Source organism: Haloimpatiens lingqiaonensis (assembly GCF_901447495.1).
In the GTDB taxonomy this organism is placed as follows: domain Bacteria; phylum Bacillota; class Clostridia; order Clostridiales; family Clostridiaceae; genus Haloimpatiens; species Haloimpatiens lingqiaonensis.
Genome location: NZ_CABDWS010000026.1, coordinates 1 through 19,078, shown reverse-complemented (window position 1 = coordinate 19,078; position 19,078 = coordinate 1). Strand labels below are relative to the sequence as shown.

General features: G+C 30.0%; 15 protein-coding genes. 9 read left to right on the top strand and 6 right to left on the bottom strand.

Features of this window, described 5'->3' with window-relative positions; genetic code table 11:
- Positions 1-27: 27 nt before the first annotated feature.
- Positions 28-1,317: an O-antigen ligase family protein gene (locus FGK85_RS06955; protein WP_171011353.1), complete on the top strand. Its 1,290-nt coding sequence runs from the start codon at positions 28-30 to the stop codon at positions 1,315-1,317.
- A 61-nt stretch (positions 1,318-1,378) separates the two neighbouring features.
- On the opposite strand, the gene FGK85_RS06950 is transcribed toward FGK85_RS06955, so the two are convergent.
- The 4 genes from FGK85_RS06950 to FGK85_RS06935 all read right to left on the bottom strand — a co-directional run bounded on the left by FGK85_RS06950 (position 1,379) and on the right by FGK85_RS06935 (position 6,357).
- Positions 1,379-2,761: a L,D-transpeptidase family protein gene (locus FGK85_RS06950; protein WP_138205042.1), complete on the bottom strand. Its 1,383-nt coding sequence runs from the start codon at positions 2,759-2,761 to the stop codon at positions 1,379-1,381.
- A gap of 227 nt (positions 2,762-2,988) precedes the next feature.
- Complete coding sequence (locus FGK85_RS06945; protein WP_138205078.1) at positions 2,989-3,939, bottom strand: LCP family protein; 951 nt, start codon at positions 3,937-3,939, stop codon at positions 2,989-2,991.
- Positions 3,940-4,651: 712 nt separating this feature from the next.
- A complete protein-coding gene (locus tag FGK85_RS06940) occupies positions 4,652-5,557 on the bottom strand; it encodes a DUF7852 domain-containing protein (protein ID WP_138205040.1) in 906 nt (301 codons plus the stop codon).
- A 74-nt stretch (positions 5,558-5,631) separates the two neighbouring features.
- The gene (locus FGK85_RS06935; protein ID WP_138205038.1) at positions 5,632-6,357 is read right to left on the bottom strand and encodes a CsxC family protein; all 726 of its coding nucleotides are present in this window, start codon (positions 6,355-6,357) and stop codon (positions 5,632-5,634) included.
- A gap of 867 nt (positions 6,358-7,224) precedes the next feature.
- On the opposite strand from FGK85_RS06935, the gene FGK85_RS06930 reads away from it, so the two are divergent.
- From FGK85_RS06930 to FGK85_RS06900, 8 genes are all read left to right on the top strand, one after another.
- Positions 7,225-10,125, top strand: coding sequence for an EAL domain-containing protein (locus FGK85_RS06930; protein ID WP_171011352.1), 2,901 nt, complete (start codon positions 7,225-7,227; stop codon positions 10,123-10,125).
- Positions 10,126-10,556: 431 nt separating this feature from the next.
- On the top strand, positions 10,557-11,843 hold the full coding sequence (locus FGK85_RS06925) for a lactate racemase domain-containing protein (RefSeq protein ID WP_138205034.1): 1,287 nt from the start codon (positions 10,557-10,559) through the stop codon (positions 11,841-11,843).
- Between the two features lie 54 nt (positions 11,844-11,897).
- Positions 11,898-12,038 (top strand): hypothetical protein, encoded by a 141-nt coding sequence (locus tag FGK85_RS15290; protein ID WP_171011351.1) that lies wholly within the window; start codon positions 11,898-11,900, stop codon positions 12,036-12,038.
- Between the two features lie 47 nt (positions 12,039-12,085).
- The gene (locus FGK85_RS06920) at positions 12,086-12,373 is read left to right on the top strand and encodes a SpaA isopeptide-forming pilin-related protein (RefSeq protein WP_138205032.1); all 288 of its coding nucleotides are present in this window, start codon (positions 12,086-12,088) and stop codon (positions 12,371-12,373) included.
- Between the two features lie 230 nt (positions 12,374-12,603).
- Positions 12,604-13,635 carry a serine hydrolase gene (locus FGK85_RS06915; protein WP_138205030.1) on the top strand — a complete coding sequence of 344 codons (1,032 nt, stop codon included), beginning with the start codon at positions 12,604-12,606 and terminating at the stop codon, positions 13,633-13,635.
- Between the two features lie 328 nt (positions 13,636-13,963).
- Positions 13,964-14,650, top strand: coding sequence for a YveK family protein (locus FGK85_RS06910; RefSeq protein ID WP_138205028.1), 687 nt, complete (start codon positions 13,964-13,966; stop codon positions 14,648-14,650).
- A gap of 58 nt (positions 14,651-14,708) precedes the next feature.
- Positions 14,709-15,362, top strand: coding sequence for a CpsD/CapB family tyrosine-protein kinase (locus FGK85_RS06905; RefSeq protein WP_138205026.1), 654 nt, complete (start codon positions 14,709-14,711; stop codon positions 15,360-15,362).
- Positions 15,363-15,918: 556 nt separating this feature from the next.
- Positions 15,919-17,601, top strand: a complete 1,683-nt coding sequence (locus tag FGK85_RS06900) for a peptide ABC transporter substrate-binding protein (RefSeq protein WP_138205024.1) — start codon at positions 15,919-15,921, stop codon at positions 17,599-17,601.
- Positions 17,602-17,739: 138 nt separating this feature from the next.
- Here FGK85_RS06900 and FGK85_RS06895 read toward each other — a convergent pair whose 3' ends face one another.
- Positions 17,740-18,579: a sensor histidine kinase gene (locus tag FGK85_RS06895; protein ID WP_138205022.1), complete on the bottom strand. Its 840-nt coding sequence runs from the start codon at positions 18,577-18,579 to the stop codon at positions 17,740-17,742.
- 24 nt (positions 18,580-18,603) lie between these two features.
- Positions 18,604-19,078 (bottom strand): hypothetical protein (locus FGK85_RS06890; protein ID WP_207670526.1); only part of this gene is annotated, 475 nt, incomplete at its 5' end.

Sequence of the window (19,078 nt, the reverse complement as noted above, 5' to 3'; positions counted from 1 at the left end):
AAATTATATATGGGAAGGAGAAGTAATTTGATTGAAAAAATTAATGCCAATAGTGAAGAGGAAAAAACATGTAAAATAATAATTTTTCTTATTGCTGTTTTATCAATATTTTTAAATCAACAAAAGCAATTATTAGGGTATAATATATCAATTTCTGATTTTGTGGCAATATTATTGGTGCTGATTTATATTTTTAATGCAAAACTAGTTATACCTAGAAAGGGTTTTTTTTTCTTCTTAGGGGTATCAATAATAACTTTAAGTACTGCATTTTTTATTTCTCCGCATAGATTTAATTATGTACCTAATCCTAATGAGATTATTAATAACTACATAAAATTGTGTTCCTCATTTTTATATTTTCTTTTAGGATATAATTTGTTTAAAGAAAGGTTAATATATGTGGTTTATAGATGGTATTCTTTAGGGGCAATTACATTAGGGATTATAGGAATATTTATGTTTTTTTTTAAGATCAGTATTTTTCCCAGGCAATATTTTTTTCAAGGTCCTCGTTATATTGGTTTAATGAATGATCCAAATTATTTTGCTGTAATTCAATGCACGGCTTTGGTATATTTTATTAGAAATAAAAATATAAAAAAAATAACCCTATTTATGAGCTATTTAGTGATTTTTTTATCTGTTGTAATATCTAGTTCTAAAACGGGAATGCTTGTTTTTATAAGTTATACAATAGCTATTTTTATAAAAAACATGTTATGGAATAAAAATAAAAAACAGATAATAAGAAATTTTGTAATTATTGCAATTATCATTGTGTTTCTACCAAGTTTATCAGCACTTATGATGAAAATAATCAAGTATATATCTACTAAGTATTGGAGTTTTAGAAGAGTGGCAGTTTTATTTTATGATTTTAATTCAGCCATATCAGAAGGAGGGTCAGGTCGAGATGTAACCTGGGCAGCTGCCCTAGACATTATAAAAGTATCACCCTTATTGGGAGTTGGAATTGGCTCATATTTGGAGATCATGGGTAATTTACAAAGAGTTAAACTATTAGCTCATAATATTTATTTACAGATTTTTGCTGAATGGGGATTAATATTAGGCTCAATTTTATTTTTTTATATATTTTACCTCATATTCAAGTATACTTTTTTAAATTACTCAAAAGACTCAGACCACTCAAAGGACCTAAATCAACAAAAAAATAATTATAATCAAAAGCTTATTTTAAGGGACATCATACTTATATTAATGATAGGATCTCTTTCATTGTCTTTGAATAATGCACGAATGTTTTGGATTTTTTTTGGAGCACTTAGCAACCCCAAAAAAATAACTAAGTAAATTAAAAAGGAGAAAATAGAAAATGCACCTGAGGGGTGCATTTTTTTCCATTTAAATTCACTTAAACATGGCAAACTACTGGAGTGCCGGTTTTAACATTCTCAAATATGGCTTTTGCCAGATCATAAGGGCAATTTACACATCCATGAGAACCTTTTTTTTCATATATCTTTCCGCCAAATTCTTTTCTCCAAATAGCATCGTGCATTCCTATACCTCCATTAAAAGGCATCCAAAAACTAACTGGAGTTTCATAATCATCGCCTTTTAAAACAGAGTCTTTTTCTTTATAATTCAATTTATAAACACCTTCAGGAGTAGGGGTATTTTTACTTACATTTCCAGTAACCACATCGCCATCCACCACAGGACTACCATTAATGTAAACCCATAAATGTTGCTTTGTAAGGTCAATTTCTACATAAGAATTACCTATTTCGTTGGGGCCAGTGCTGTTTACAGTTTGAGAATATGCAGGTTTTTTAGTTATAGCTTTTCCATCCTTTATAGCTTGTACCAGATTTTCCACTTCTTTTGAACGGCTGATTTTCCAGCCATAGCTTCCACCATTCACTTTTATATGTTCTCCTGATGAAGTAACAAAATCCTTTGGCTTGCCCACTGTATCGTAGGTGTAGGCTAATTTATTTACGTATTGCCATATTTTGCTATTGCTTATGCTAACATTAAAATTTTCATCCACACTAATTAAATCCTTTATGCTAGAAGAATCCAGAACCTCTGTATTTCCTCTAATGTCATAGGTTATTTTTGATTGTAAATATTTATTCATAGTTTTTTGGGCTTCTGTAACTTCCTTTGATTTTGAAGTATACTTTGGATTTATATAACAATTGCTTTCTTCTAAATTTATAATATCTGTACTGCTAATTATTGCATCTTTTATTTCTTTATATAGAACATCTTTGTTAACTTTAGTGCCCATAACTTCCTTTACAACCTTATAGCCTTTATCCGTATATTCTAAACTTGCATTTTTAGGATTTATTATGTTTTTTTCCTTAAAAAAAGACATTTTATCCACATATTCTTTTAACTGATTTTCATTATAAGAAATAGTTTTTGGTATTTTATATTGATGTTTTTTAAAAACACCTCCAAATAGATTTAAAGGATTTTGAGTTTCTTTTAATTTCTTTATTTCATCATTAGAATTATATTTTAGACTAAAATCCTTTGCTGAAATTTTTTCTGTAACTCCATTTCTACCATTAAGTTGCAATGTATAGTTTTTAACATCTGCTTCTATTTGTCCAATGACCTCTTCAACAGTTTTCCCCGAGGCCTTAATACCATTAATGGTTGTTTTAAAATAAAAATGATTTTTAAAGAATAATGCCATAGATAAATAAATTATAATTATGCCTACTGATATGCTAATAGGCAAAATAAAACTTTTGCGTTTACGCTTTTGTCTTCTCATTGAAAATATGCCTCCTAAACTTTAGTTACCATTATAATATATAACATTTTATGCCTAAATGCTAATATTAATTACCTCAATAATAATTATTATATAACATTCTCTATCTAAAGTTAGTTATTGCTACAGTATAAGGCATTTTTCGCCTAAATACTCCTTTCAAGATGATACCCCAGGATATACGTCCAGCTAAGTTGGATGTGTATCCTGGGGTATGATTTTTAGAACTACTTTGCTTTTACATCTTCAAATATATATTTATGAATTTGCTCTTTTGTAGCAGTGCTATTAAATGTTAAGTAGTATATTCCATTTATTTTTTTACCTTTAGAGAATTCATCTAGAGGAAATCTTTCCTGCTCTAGATTCTTCATACCTGAAGATAATATGGAGGTTCCGGTTTTTATTATATCACCATTTGAAAGGCTTGTCTTAATCATTGGAAGAAGGGTTTTTGTTAAAGACACATATTTACTAACACCTTGTTTTTGCAGCTGAGTAAATAATGCACTTAAAACTGCACGCTGTCTTTCAGTTCTTTCATAGTCCCCGTTTCCTTTGTATCTTATTCTTGAATAAGCCAGTGCTTGCTCTCCAGTCAATGTGTATGTACCAGGTGAGGATATTTTAGTTGACTTACCTGACCCTTTATTAATTTCGTTAACCTCATAATCCTTAACGTTGATTTCAACTCCACCCATGGCGTCTATTACTTTTGGTAAGGTTGAGAAGTTGACCATGGCATAATCTTTTATATTAAGATCAAAATTTGAATTTAATGTCTTTATTGCTAGCTGAGGGCCTCCAAAGGCATAGGCGTGGTTAATCTTGTCCATTCCATGTCCATCTATGTTTACATAAGAGTCTCTCATGATGGAGGTTAGCTTTAGCTTGTCATGAGCATTGTCAATGGTAAGAATCATTATGGCATCTGAACGTCCAGCTTGGTTTTCAGGAGCGTCCACCCCAAATAGTGCTATGTTAACTATTTCCTCGCTTTTTGGTACATCATCTATTTTCTTTTGAATTTCATCAGATATTCCAAGATCTGCATTGTTCTTAGATATAGTATCTTTGCTTACCTTGCTAAGTAAGGACATGCCATAAGCACCAGCTAATACTACCATTACAACAATAATTGAAAACACAGATATTATCACTTTTGTGCTTTTTTTCATTTTTTTCAACTTTAACACCTCTTTTAAATTTTAAATTTAAAAAACTACTGCAGTAAATACTAATATTATAGCATAATATGAAAGTACTAAGTGTGAAGAAATTGATAAATAACCATTTTTAACAATAATGTAGAATTACTCCTAGGAATGTGAAAAATAAATAACTATTTTTAAAAATAATATAGAAACACCTGAACAATATTAATAGTATATTTTACATTAATATGATTCAAAATCATTATTTTTTTAAATATCCTCTTAATATATCCATTCCATTATTAGAATATACGCCTATTCGCTTTATGGAATATATGCTCATCATTGTGTTTTAGAGGTATGTTTGATGGAAAAGGATTTTCTTTAGAACTATCCTTAGTGTTATCTTTAACATCATTTTTAATGTTTGTTGCTATTGTTGTTGAGTTTTTAGTTGGTGCATTTTTTTCATTTAAATTATTAATTTTAGTAGAATGTTCTTTTTGAGATTTTTTTTATAATGTTCATAATCGATCACCTCATTTTTATTTGTTTAAGAAGTTATTTGGTAAGCTTGTAAACTATAAGTTGCCTAATACATAGTTAGCAGCTTACTTAATAAGCAGTATCAAATAATGGTACCATTTATATGTTATAGATAAATATGGGGAAAATCAATAAAAACCACCCAAAGGTCTAAAAATTTTCATTTGGAAAAATTTATACCTATGGGGGCTTATACATATATAGAATTATCCTGTGATAAATCTATTTGCAATTTCAATATAATTTTGCTTTGCAATTTTTTTATGGGGCAGTTTGTAGTGGAGTTTATATCTTCAATTATAGCTTTTTTTAGATGTAAATTAATTTTTCTACCACTGTTCCCGTCTAAATTTTTAGGATACTGAACACATGAGACGCTTTGAAAAGGAAGTTGGCATATTAATTCTTTTATAGAGGTTTTAATGCAGGAGGTATTTGTATCTATATCTTCGTAAGAAGAATATTCTATGTTTCGGGTCAAAATTCCATTTATGAAAATATGACAATTACTTAAGAGGGCATTAGAATTTGCTTCACTCTCCCATAAAATGCTATAGTTACTTATGGTAACTGCATTTTGAATATTCCTTATTTTTAACACTTTTTCTTTAAATTCTAAATTATGTTGTAGAGGAATTTCTAATATATATTCACCTAAAATTACTGGAATATTACATAGGATTTTAGGATGATTAGTTTTAAAAGTAGTAGTTACTGCTCTACTATTCCACTTACCACAATTTGATTTCTGTATTTTAGCATGTTTAGCTTTATCAGTATAATCCACTTCATTAGTATGTTTGATTTCATCAGTATAATCCATTTCATTAATATTTTTCATTTCATCAAGGTGTTTTATTTTACTAATATTAATATCATTTGCAGTGGTGCTATTAGTATTATTAGAAATAGAAGTAGTATTATTAGTAGTATTATTATTAGTAGTATTATTAGTAGTATCATTATTAGTTTTATTAACACTACTTGCTTTATTACAATTAATATAAAAGTACATTAAAATATAATAAATGTAAGAATATTTATAGCTTTCGTTAATTAAATATAGAAGTTCAATTAAAATTAGGAAAAGAAGCATCTAAAAACCTCCCTTCAAGTTTACTTTAATAAAGGCCCAAGTTTTAAACCTGGGCCTGAATGCAACATAAATAATTAAAGAACGTTAACTTGTTGAAGTTGAAGAACTTTTAGAGTTAGATATACTACCATTTTTTCTGTTAGTGCATCATATTCAACTCTGTCAGGGAAAGTGTTGTTTATTGCAGCTGGATTTCTATTTATATCATATTCGTATATTCTTGCGCTAATTAACTCGCAGAAAGGCTTTTCATTGAACAATATTGTTTGGTTAAATACTTGTTCACATGGTATTCTTCCTAAAGTTTGGTCTTCACATTCACAAGTATTTTTAGTACAAGTGAAATCTAGTAAAGTTTCTGGATTAGAGAAGGAGAATACTGGTGGTGTTATATAGGTTATTTCTGTAACACATTCGAAAGGTACGTCTGCGCTTATATCTCTAAGAGTTCCGCCTACCACTCCTTCACTTACACAATCAGCACTTACATATTGAATATTTTTTCTTACAAAGCCTCTTAAGAATAGCTTTCCTGTAACTGGAACACCGTTTTCAACAACTCCTGTGCCAGGTATTATTTTACACTGAGTTAAATAAGCATCCTTAGTAATTCTTTTTATTTCAGAAAATGGTATTTGAAAATCTATAGTTGCTTCTGTATCTATTTGAACTTCCACTTCAGCTAGCACTACTGGTATTTTAGCCACTAATGGCCCAGAAATAGCAGCTGGAGTCACTGGAGTATTATCACATCTACACAAGGTTTTAGGATCTATTACTGTGGTTTGACATGTTGGCATATATTAGTTACCTCCCTTATATTCTAAAAGAAATATAAAATTTTATCCCATGACTACCTGCCGTAACACTCCCACTTTTAACAAAGTGTGAGATAACGGCAGCTACGTCCCTGGATAAGGATCTCTAACCTTCAGATGGAGTGAAAATTCCATCTGAAGCTAAGAGCTCTGTTTATATAGGGGACTTTGCCTAGAAAATATCGCTATTATCATAAAGCATATAAGCTATGAGCTCATTCATTGCTGGCAGATAACTAGGACTTTGTCCACCTAATATATTGTATTAAAAAACAGGTAAAAGTGTTACTAGAATTTATGAAGTGAAAAGTGAAAATTAAGAATTGACGATTGACAATTGACAATTGACAATTGACAATTAAGTAAAAAGTAAGAATTCACAATTGGCAAGTAAGAAATAAGAAATAAGAAATAAGAATTTACAATTAACAACTGAGAATTAAATAAGAGTTAAGAAGATGACTATTTTATATTCTAAATTTTAAATTAAGAATGCTTATGGAGCTATTGATGTGATGTAGAGCTTAAAATTTATATGGAAGAGTTTGAGCTAATGAATTTAGTAATTGTAGCAAGTAGTATAGCACATAGCTTCAACAGGTATTTTTGTAGAAAATTCTGAAAAAACAGTACTTAAATTCTGAAAATATAGTATAATTATGCTATAAAATATATTTAAATTCAAATCTAATTATTTAATATATGAACATAGGATAAAGTGGTATAACATTCGCATATCAATTATATATTGCCAATGTTTAATGTATAATAATAGGGGAAAATGGTATATAGAAATGGTATGTAGAAATGGCATACAGGAAGGATATTTATGAGAATTCGGAGGATATTATGAAAATAAAGCTTAAATTAGTTTTAATATCAATTGTTATAGCTGGTATTATTTTTTTAAAAGGGAATTTGTCTGTGGAGGCCATGGAAAATAAAAGGGTTTTGATATTAAATTCCTATGATATAGGGCTTCAATGGACGAGAGATGTAAATAGCGGTATTGATAGTATTTTAAAAAAGGAAAAAAATTTAGAAATCCAATATGAATTTATGGATACAAAAAACTACAGTATGGAAGAATATATGAAATTTTTTTATGATACATATAAAATAAAGTATAAAGAAGTTAAATTTGACTTGGTGATATGTTCAGACAATGATGCTTTAGATTTTATGTTAAAATACGGAAAAGAGATTTTTAAAGATCCTCCAGTAATATTTTGCGGAATAAATAATTATGATGAATATAATTTGCCAAATAATAAGAATATAACTGGGGTAGTAGAAGAAATTGATATAAAATCAACTATACAAAGCATTTTTGAAATTCAACCTAATACAAAAGATATTGTGGTTATTTGTGATAGCAGTACTACTGGAAAAATTAATGAGGCAGATGCTAGGGCTGTATCGGAGAAATTTAAAGATAGAGTTAATTTCCATTTTTATAGAGACATAAGTGTAGATAAGCTTAAGGAAAATGCAGAAAAACTAGGTAAAGATACTGTACTACTAAATGTGGCACAACTTAGAAATAAGGAGGGCAAATTTATTCCTTATGAAAAGACTGGAGCGGCACTAAAAGGGTTTGATTTACCTATCTATACCTGCTGGGATTTTTTGGTGGGTGATAAATTTATAGGGGGAAAGGTTATAGGCGGCTATAGCCCAGGAGAAACTGCCGCTAAGCTAGCTTTAAAAATACTTAAAGGTCACAAGGCTAGTAATTTACCGGTGGTTACTAAGTGTCCTAGCAGATACGTGTTTAATTACAATGAACTACATAAGTATGTTACCAATTTAGATAATTTACCTAAGGACTATTTAATTATTAATGAACCTTTTTCTTTTTACAAAGAATATAAAAAAATTATTTGGCATGTAATTTTAGTTATTAGTGCTTTGGTGTTTTTTATAATAATTTTAATGTTTAATATAAAAACGAGGGTTTTATCTGAAAGAAAGCTTATGGAAAATTATGAGGAACTTACAGCAGTACATGAAGAACTAGCAGCCACCGAGGAAGAATTGAGAGCACAATATGAAGAATTGCAGGAAAGAGAACAGGAGGTAAACAATATTCAAGAAAGGTACAAGCTAGCGGTAGATGGGGCAAATGACGTTATATGGGAATGGGACATGGTCAAAAATGAATTTTTCTTTTCGGATAAATGGGAAAATGTAACGGGATATTCAATGGACACAAAGGAACCCATAGTTGATATTTTGAAAAAAGTAGTATTATATGAAGATTTAGAAGCTGTATTCACTAAAGTGCAAGAGCATATAAATGGATATTTTCCTTATTTTCATATTGAATTTAGAATAAACAAAATTTCTGGAGAACGAAGATGGATTTATACTAGAGGAAAAGTTCTTAGAGACAAAAGAGGAAATGCCATAAAGATGGCAGGTTCCATAACGGATATAACTAATATTAAAGATGTACAAGAGCGAAATCAATTTTTGTCGTATTATGATGAATTAACTTCTTTACCTAATAGAAGTTTTGGCATTGAGATATTAAAAAGAAAGGTAAATGAGGCAAAGATTTATAATGAAAAAGGTGCTGCTATTTATTTCGATATTGACAATTTCAAAAATATTAATGACACTTTAGGACATAACTATGGGGATGAGCTTTTAAAGGAGGTAGGCAAACGAATACAAGGTATTTTGAATGATGAAGAGACCATTTGTAGAATAGGCGGAGATGAATTTTTAATAATTCAATGGGGAATAAGTGATATAAATACCGTAAAAAATTTTGCAGAAGAGATAATTAAATGCTTTCAAGAGCCATTTAAAATAAAGGATAAGAAAGTTTTTACCACAGTTAGCATAGGAATAAGTGTATTTCCCGACGACGGCATTACTGAAGAGTCTATTTTTAAAAATGTAGATACTGCTATGAATAAAGCAAAAGATTCGGGTAAAAATAGATATTTGTTTTATGATTCCAATATGCACAGTGAATTAATGAGAAAAAGTGAGTTGGAAAAGAGACTTAGAAAGGCAATAGACAATGGGGAATTAAAGCTTGTTTTTCAACCGCAAGTTGAGCTGAATGAAGAAAAAATTGTTGCATCGGAAGTGCTTTTAAGATGGATTAGTGATGAGTTTGGATTTGTATCACCAGAGGAGTTTATTCCGCTAGCTGAAGAAACTGGTCTTATAATTCCTATTGGAAAATGGGTGTTAGAGCAAGCTTGTTTAATAAATAAGCAGTGGATGGATGAAGGATATGCTCCTAAAATAGTTGGGGTAAATGTATCCGTAATTCAATTAAAAGACGAAAATTTCCTAGAAAATTTAAGAGAAATTTTACATGAAACTAATTTGCAGCCTGAGTATTTAGAACTGGAAATAACTGAAAGTGTTGTTATGGAGGAGTTAGATGAAACTCTTAAAATATTAAATGAAATTAGATTTATGGGAGTAAATATTTCTTTAGATGATTTTGGAACAGGGTATTCCTCTTTAAGTTATTTAAAGGAATTGCCTATAAATAAATTGAAAATAGACAAATCTTTTATAGATAAAATTCAGCACGACGAAAGTTCTAAAGAGATAGTAGATGGAATAATTCAGCTTGCACATAAAATAGAGCTTACAGTATTAGCAGAGGGTGTGGAAACAAAGGAACAATTGGATATATTGAAGAATATGAATTGTGATAAAATCCAGGGTTATTATTTTAGCAAGCCTATTTCAAAAGAGGAATTTGAAAAAATGTGCTAATTAATTAAGGAAATTGCATAATTAAATTTTCAAAAATATTATAATAACATAGTGCATTTAAATAATGTTAACTGCACGGTATATTGATAAAATTCCATTTTAAAATGAATTGTGCAATTATCTAAATTAATAATTTTTGTGAAAAATAAAAACTATATAGTGAAATATGAATTTAAATGTCAGTATAAGTTGCATAATACCTCTGTACAATTTATTTGTATGGGGGTATTATTATAATTAGAAAAAACTAGAGAAGAAGCTATGTTTGTGAAATTTACCTTCATCAGCTGCAAATGTTTAAGTGTTAATTTACAATTTGTAGAGGCATACTGCAAGGCACAAGTTATAATCTGCAGTTGAAAGCTGCAGTGGCAGTTATAAGGTTAATTTTTACAGGGGTAGTTATAAACTATAAGAAAAGAGGGATTGATATGGCTGAAATTAAGGTGAAATACGGAAGAGAAAAGGTTGAAGTTAAGGTACCAGACAGCAATTTAATTAAGGTTTTAGAAAGCAAGGCTGTAACTAGCCAATTAGAAGAGGAAGATATCATAAAGGAAGCTCTTAAAAATCCTATAGGAAGCAAAAGACTTAAGGAAATGGTTAAAAAGGGAGAAAAAGTTTGCATTGTGGTGTCAGACATCACAAGAGCTTGGCAGAGAATGAGTGTTTATCTTCCTTATATAGTAGAAGAATTGGAAGAGGCAGGAGTTCAGGAGGAGGATATAATTTTTATATCTGCCACAGGTTCACATAGAAAACAAACTCCAGAGGAGCATAGAGTGCTTTTGGGAGATAAATTAGCTGAGAGATTTAAGGTTATAGATCACGTATCAACTAATGAAGAGGATTTGGAGTATGTAGGAACTACTTCTTTTGGAACTCCAGTGCATATAAATAAATTGGCTCTTGCATGTGATCATATAGTACTTACAGGATCAATTATATATCACTTTTTAGCAGGCTGGGGTGGTGGAAGAAAGTCAATTCTTCCTGGAATCAGCGGCTACAAAACTATAATGACAAATCATGCTCTTTCTTTAAGCCCAGAAGTAGGTGGAGGTACAAAGAAAACAGTTAAAAGCGGCTCAGTAGAAAACAATCCCGTACATCTTGATATGATGGAGGCAGCAGCTTTTGTGAAGCCAACCTTCATGTTCAATGCTTTAATGGGAAGTAACGGGAAGATACGTGCTGCAGTAGCTGGAGATTATATAGAGGCTTTCCAAATGGGCTGTGGCATGGTGGATGAATATGATGCAGCGCCAATAGATGAACTAGCAGATATAGTGGTGGGTTCAGCTTGTGGATATCCTAAGGATATAAATCTTTATCAAACTTCAAAGACATTTTTCAATGTGAAAGAAACAGTAAAAAAAGGTGGAACTATTATTATAATGAGCCAATGCAGCGAGGGATTTGGCAATGAAGAGATGGAAGACATAATGATAAATTATGATGACAATGCTAAAAGAGAAGCATCTCTAAGAGAGGAATATTCCATTGCTAAACACATTGGTTACATTATGTGTGAAGCTGCAAGTATTTATAATATGATATTAGTTTCAGATATGGATCCAGAAATATTAAAGAAATGCAATATTAAAGTGGTTAAAACTGTAGATGAAGCGTTAGAAATAGCATACCAGCTAAGTGGAAAAGATGCCAAGGTATACGTTATGCCAAATGGAGCAAACACTCTTCCAAAGCTTAAGTAAAATTAAGCAAAATATTAGTATTATTATGAAGATATACCTGGGGATTCCTTTCCTGTGGTAAATGATAAAAACAACTTGCGAATAGATTTTGGCAATGTAAGCAGTGAGCAGGAGTATAGGGTAGCATACAGGGTTAAAGTATTGAATAATCAGGTTAAGTTTTCCAATACAGCAAAAATAGAGAGGAAGTACTAAAGGACATAGTTACGGACAGTAATGGAATAGGAAAATTCAATCAATAGCTGAAGGTAAAAATTTGGATTTTAGGAGCGGATACGGATGATGATTCGAAAGTTTTACCAGGAACACAGTTTGAAATTAAAAACTCTCAGGGAGAGGTGGTTACAACAATAACTACTGACGAAAATGGATTAGCAGAAGCAGAGCTTGTTCCAGGAGAATATACTTCACAGGAAATTACAAATCTTTTACCTAAGACAGGTACTAGTGCTTTACCATTGTTAGCAGGAATTTTAATGCTTGCAGTAGGAACATTAACCCTAAAAAAGCAGAAAAAAACCAATAGATAAAAGTTATTAAACAATGCCAGACTCTATTTAAAAATAGGTTCTGGCATTTGATTTTTAAGGAAATATTTGATTTAGAAATATAATGTTGCTACAATATAAATATATACATATAATACAAATATTTTCAAGCATATAATATATAAGGGGATAAGTTTATTTTAAATTTTATTTTTGATCATTTTAATTACATTCATTTGGGAGATATTAATTTAAGGGGGAAAAGGGGAAAAATGAAAAAGAAAATAGTTATTATAATTATTTGTTTAATTATAATAGGTAGCGTTATCACTATTGGGGTAGTGAGTTACAAAAAAGACCAAAAAAGTTTAAATATAACAGAGGAAAAATTATTGACCAAAGGAAAGGAAGAAAAAACTAATAGCAATAATAGAAGTCAGGAAACTTCAAAAAATATTCAAGAAGAGAAATCTCCAGAAGAAAAAGCCACAAATGGTAATAAAAATCTAGAGGGAAGTATTGATGGATATAAAAAAATTCAAAAGAATTTAGAGAGCAATATTAAAGGAATATCTCTTGAAGAAAAAATTAAAAAGTATTTAGGCAATGGAATAGATAGAGTAGGGCTTATATATTACGATTTGAATTCTGGTGAAAAAATAAGTATTAACGGGGATAAAATATGTACAGCCGCAAGTACATATAAAGTAGGAATGAATATGGTAGCTTACAACAGTATTAGGGAAGGAAGACTGGGAGTAAATGAAAAATTAAAGTATAGAACTTCCATGTATGAATCTGGTACAGGTATTTTACAGAATCAAATGAGTACAACCCTTAAGAAACCCATTTCAGTGCAGAAATTATTGGATTATTCAATTAAATATTCAGATAATATAGCTACTAATATGTTATCCCGCAGACTTGGGGGAGTACAAGCAGTTAGAAGAAAAGTTTGTGATATTACAGGAATCCAGATAGATACAAAGCATAATGTGATAACTCCGGAAATGGAGTTTAGATTGTTGAAGGAAATATATGATAACAGAGATGAAGAATACAATGCTCATTTGATAGAAGTTATGAAAAATACAGTATTTCACGATAGAATAGACAAGTATATTCCAAGTGACATAGTTGCACATAAAATAGGAAATTATGGCTCATATACAAATGATGTAGGAATAGTTTTTGCGGACAATCCATATATATTTGTTATGTATGTAGATGGATTAAGTAATGCTTCAGAGAAAATAGCTGAAATATCAGAAATAATATATAATTATAATAGTGGTGTTAGGTAACTGTATTATACAGGTGCCTGCACCATTTGCTTTTGTCGAAATGTCAATTAATTAGTTTTTTATCATATTTTTTTTGATTTTTTTGTCTATAAATATTATAATAAAAACTATACATTTATTCATATATTGGAATAAATTTTATGCATAAAGTTAAAAATATTATTAAAGAGTACAATTTAACGTAAATTTAACAAAAAATTTAATATAAAAGTTAGTTTTACTAAAAAGTTTTAAAATAAGCTATCGATATATATAGTGACGTCTTTCTAATATATTTTATCGTAGAGAAGTTCACAGCAAAATATTTGTTATAGTTATGGGGGTAAATATGGAAGAGGAAATGACTTTAGATCTTAGAGAATTATTTTGGATTTTAAAAAAGAGAGTTAAGCTGATAATAAGTATTACAGCTGCAGCTACTATCATTGCAGGAATTATAAGTTTTTTTCTTATAGCACCTACATATCAATGTAAAGTTAGTTTAGTAGTGGGAAAGGGAGAGGCTTCAACTAGTGTAAGTAAAAACTATGATTATAATGAGGTCATGATGTATCAAAAGCTAGTTAAAACCTATGCTCAAATTGCAAAATTAGATTCTGTGGCAGAGGATGTTATAAAAAAAGGAAATCTACAGATGAGTGTTAAAAATTTTCAAGGTATTGTAAAAGTAACACCTCAAGCGGATACTCAAATATTAGACTTAGCTGTGGAGAATAAAGATCCATACAAAGCTAAGGAAATAACTGATATATTTACAGAAGTATTTATTAAAAAAGCTGTAGATGCAATACCTAGTGGAAATATTCAAGTTTTGGACAAGGCTCAGGTGCCAGAAAAGCCAATAAAGCCTAAAAATAAGCTGAATATTGCTATTGCATTTTTCTTAGGACTTATGGTATCGGTGGGCAGTGCATTCCTATTAGAATACATGGATAACACTATAAAAACAGATGAAGATATATCTAAAATTTTGGACTTGCCTGTTGTGGGAGTAATTCCAGAACACGAAAAATAATAAAAAGAATAAAGTTGTACATATATAAGAAATAGTTAAACACTAAGGAGTGATATGCTTGCTTATAATAAAAAAGGATCCTAAGTCCATATCAGCAGAGGCTTTTAGGACTTTAAGAACAAATATACAGTATGCATCTTTTGATAAAGAAATGAAAGTAATATTGATAACTAGTGCAGGACCTAGTGAGGGTAAAAGTACTGTTTCTTCTAATTTGGCACTTTCTATGACAGAAACGGGTAAATCTGTACTTCTTATAGATTGTGATTTAAGAAAACCCAGTGTACATAAAAAATTCGCCATATCAAATGAAGTAGGTATAACAAATTTTCTTTTAGGCGAAGTTACCTTTGAAAAGGCTACTACATTGTATGAAAATAGGCTTTTTATAATGACGGCTGGTACAATACCGCCTAACCCATCAGAGATGCTGTCTTCTAATAAATTAAAAAGTTTTATAAAAAATGTTTCTAAACAATTTGATTGTGTAATAATAGACAGTCCACCAGTAATGGCAGTGACAGATGCACAAATATTGGCTACTGTATCCGATGGAGTTATCTTAGTAGTTTCCTCAGGAGAAACGGAAAAGGTTATGGCTTTAAAGGCAAAGGAATCACTTATGAAGGTAAACGCCAATTTCTTAGGTGCAGTTTTAAGTAAAGTTAAACCAGAACATAGCAAAGGCTATGGCTATTATGCATATGATTAATGTAATATATCCAAGCATCCATTGAGACGCCAACCTCCACAGGCGCTCAAGGGTGCTTTTTTTTGTGAGAAAGATTGGAAGTGGGAATGACAATGGACAATGGACAGTTGACAATGGACAATGGACAGTGGACAATGGACAGTGGACAATTGACAATGGACAATTAAGTGAGAATAAAAATTAAGAATTAAGAATTAAGAATTAAAATTAAGAATTAAGAATTAAGAATTAATAATTAAGAGTTAAGAATTAAGAATTAAAAATTAAGAATTAAGAATTAAGAATTAAAAATTAAGAATTAAAAATTAAGAAGTGACAATTAAGTAAGAGGGAAGGAATATTATTTTTACAGTATATTAATATAAGTGAAAAAATATTTAATATATAAAAAATGACTTAAAGTATAGAAAGATAATATTTTTCATAATTATAAAAATATTTAAAAAAATGAGGAGGATTTTTTTAATATATGAAGAATATTTTAAGTGTAACATCATATATTATATATATGAATAAAAGGTAGGTTTTCATATTATTAAAAATTGGGGGGATATTCATGAAGAGAAAAAAATTAATATCATGTATTTTAGCAGCGTCACTGTTGGCTTCCAGCTCTCTTGTGGGATGTGGGCAAAAGACAGGAGATAAGGGCGGAGATACTAGTGCTGCTAAGGTGGACAAGGAGCAGTATATAAACTGTAACTTGGGCGCAGAACCAAAAACCTTGGATCCATCAAAGGGAACAGATATATATGCAGCGTGGATATTGGCAGAAACTATGGAAGGTCTTACAAGGCTTGAACAGGAAGATGGTAAGGACGTAGTTAAGGCAGCAGGGGCAGAAAAGTGGGAACATAATGAAGACGGAACAGTTTGGAAATTTTATTTAAGAGACTATAATTGGTCTGATGGCAAAAAGGTAACTGCTGAAGATTTTATATATTCAGTTAAAAGAACCTTAGATCCTAAGACAGGAGCACCATATGCTAATTTATTATATGTTATTAAAAATGGAGCTGCTATAAACGAAGGTAAAGCACCTTTAGATTCTTTAGGTATGAAGGCATTGGATGAGAAAACTTTAGAAATAACCCTTGAGTCACCTTGTCCATATTTCTTCCAAATAACTTATAATAAAACTTTTGTACCACAAAGAAAAGATATAGTTGAAAAATATGGTGACAAATATGGAGCAGAACCAGATACTATGGTATATTGTGGACCGTTTAATATAAAGAGCTGGACTCACAATAGTGAAATGGTATTAGAGAAAAGTGATAAATATTGGGATAAAAAATCTGTAAAGTTAGAAAAGGTTAACATGAAAATCATAAAAGATGAATCAGCAGCATACAATTCACTTTACAGCGGATCCTTAGATTTGGGTGGAGTATCTAAAAAAGAATGGATTGAAAAGTTTGATAAAACCGGTAAATTCAATAACTTACAAGGATACAAGCCAGGAGCAAGCTATATATTCTTTAACACTAAGGATAAGCTATTTAAAAATGCAAATGTAAGAAAAGCCTTTTCTATAGGTGTTACAAGAGATGATTTATGTGATGTTATATTTAAAGGTCGTCAAAAACCAGCTTATGGTTGGGTTCCACCAACAGTTTTAGTAAATGACAAGGAATTTAGAGCTGAAGCTGATGAACCAATTAAAAATTTAATTAAAGAAAATCAAGATCCAAAGGAATTGTTATCCAAAGGATTGAAGGAACTTGGAATGGACCCAGATCCATCTAAACTAACAGTTACATTTTTACAAGCAGGTACTGATCAATGGTTTAGAACTTATGCAGAATACTTACAAGAGATGTATAAAAAGACATTGGGCATAACATTAAAGACAGAATATGTTGAGTGGCCAGTATTCCAAAAGAAAACAGATGAGGGTAAATTCGAATTAGCGAGTATGTCTATGTCTGGAGACTACAACGACCCTAATACTTTCTTTGATGGATTTATATCCGCTACAGCCTATGTACCAACATTCTGGAAAAATGAAGAATACGATAAATTAACTACAGAGGCTCAAAACATCATGGATGTAGCTAAGAGACTTGATAACTATAAAAAAGCTGAAAAAATACTACTTTATGATGATGCAGTTATTGCCCCTACAGGATTCCCAACAAGGAATACCTATGTATATAAATACGTTAAAAATTTAATGACCCCACTATTTGGAACTACTGAACTTAAGTATACTTATACAGACGGTAGAAGCAAATAGATATCCAAAAAAAATTACAGGTGGCAGATACCTTAGGGCAACTGCTGCCTGTAATTTTTTATACACTAGCTTGAACCATAGGTGAAGTATTCACATTTTGTTTTACAAAAAAAAGCTTAAGTTAGGCAACTAAGCTTTTTACTTTGGTAAAAATACAGTGAATATAGTACCAACACCTTCGTAACTTTCAACGGTTATTTTACCACTATTCTTGTGAACTATAGATTTAACTATAGGAAGTCCATGGCCATGATCTTCTCCATCTTTTGTAGAGAAGCCAACCTGAAAAAGTTTCTTTTGTATATCTTCTGAAATAATTGGATACGAATTTGTTATGGATATAATATATTGATTATCTATTTGAGAAATATCTATAGATAAAATTTTCTCTTCAGCATTACAGTTTTGCAGTTCATATATTGCATTATCTATTAAATTAAATAGGATTTTGCACAAATCTAAAGAGCTTATTTTTATATCTTCTAGATAGGAATCTATGTCTAATTCAACAGCAATGCCACTATTTTCTGCTATGGCATATTTTCTATAAAGTAGAGCTGCTACTTCTACATTTTTAATCTTAGATATGGAGAATATTTCATTGGTTTTTCCACAAATATTAAAGGTGTAATCTAAAGCTTTATCAGCTTTGCCCAATTGAATTAATCCAGATATGACATTTAAATGATTTTGGAAGTCATGCTTTTGACCTCTAAGAGCCTCTATAACTTCCTTAGAATTATTCAATTCTTTTACAGATTCTCTTTCTTCTTTTATTATATTCATTATAAAATAAAGACATATAAAAGAGGAAATACTCAAAATAAGCATTATAAGCCAAATGCTTATAGGATATTGAAAACTCGAGGAGCTGATATTTTCCCAAATTAATACTGCATTATTAGCAACAAATAACACTATTAAGTTTTGTATTAAAATTAAAGCAATAAGTATATAAGCTTTAATGTTTGAATTCATAAATATCGTCCCCGCAATCTATTGTTATTTATCTAAATTTATAATAGTTTTCTTATTTCTATAATTTATAAAAAATGCAGCTATTAAAAAGCAATGTGATATGAAAAATGCCATAATAGCTAAACCAAATACTTTATATATATTTTGTAAAAAGTTATTTAAAATTGGTATAAAAATAGCTTCACCTAAAAGTACCAAAACTAAGCTTATGGAAATAGCAATAACTGACTTTAATAATGATACTTTAAGAAATAAATTTAAATATAATATAATAAATAGTAATATTATAAAAGTATGAGAGCCTAAAGGAATTTTATTAGTTACATAGAAAATTCTAATAAAAAACAAAATTAAACCATTAATTAAAGCTGATTTTAATAGAGTTTTAAACTCTAAATAGATACCCAAAAAACTTAATCCAGTACCTATTACAAAAAAGCATTCAATAATAGAACCAATTAAAATTTCTAAATCAACCATAATAAAACTCCTATTAAAT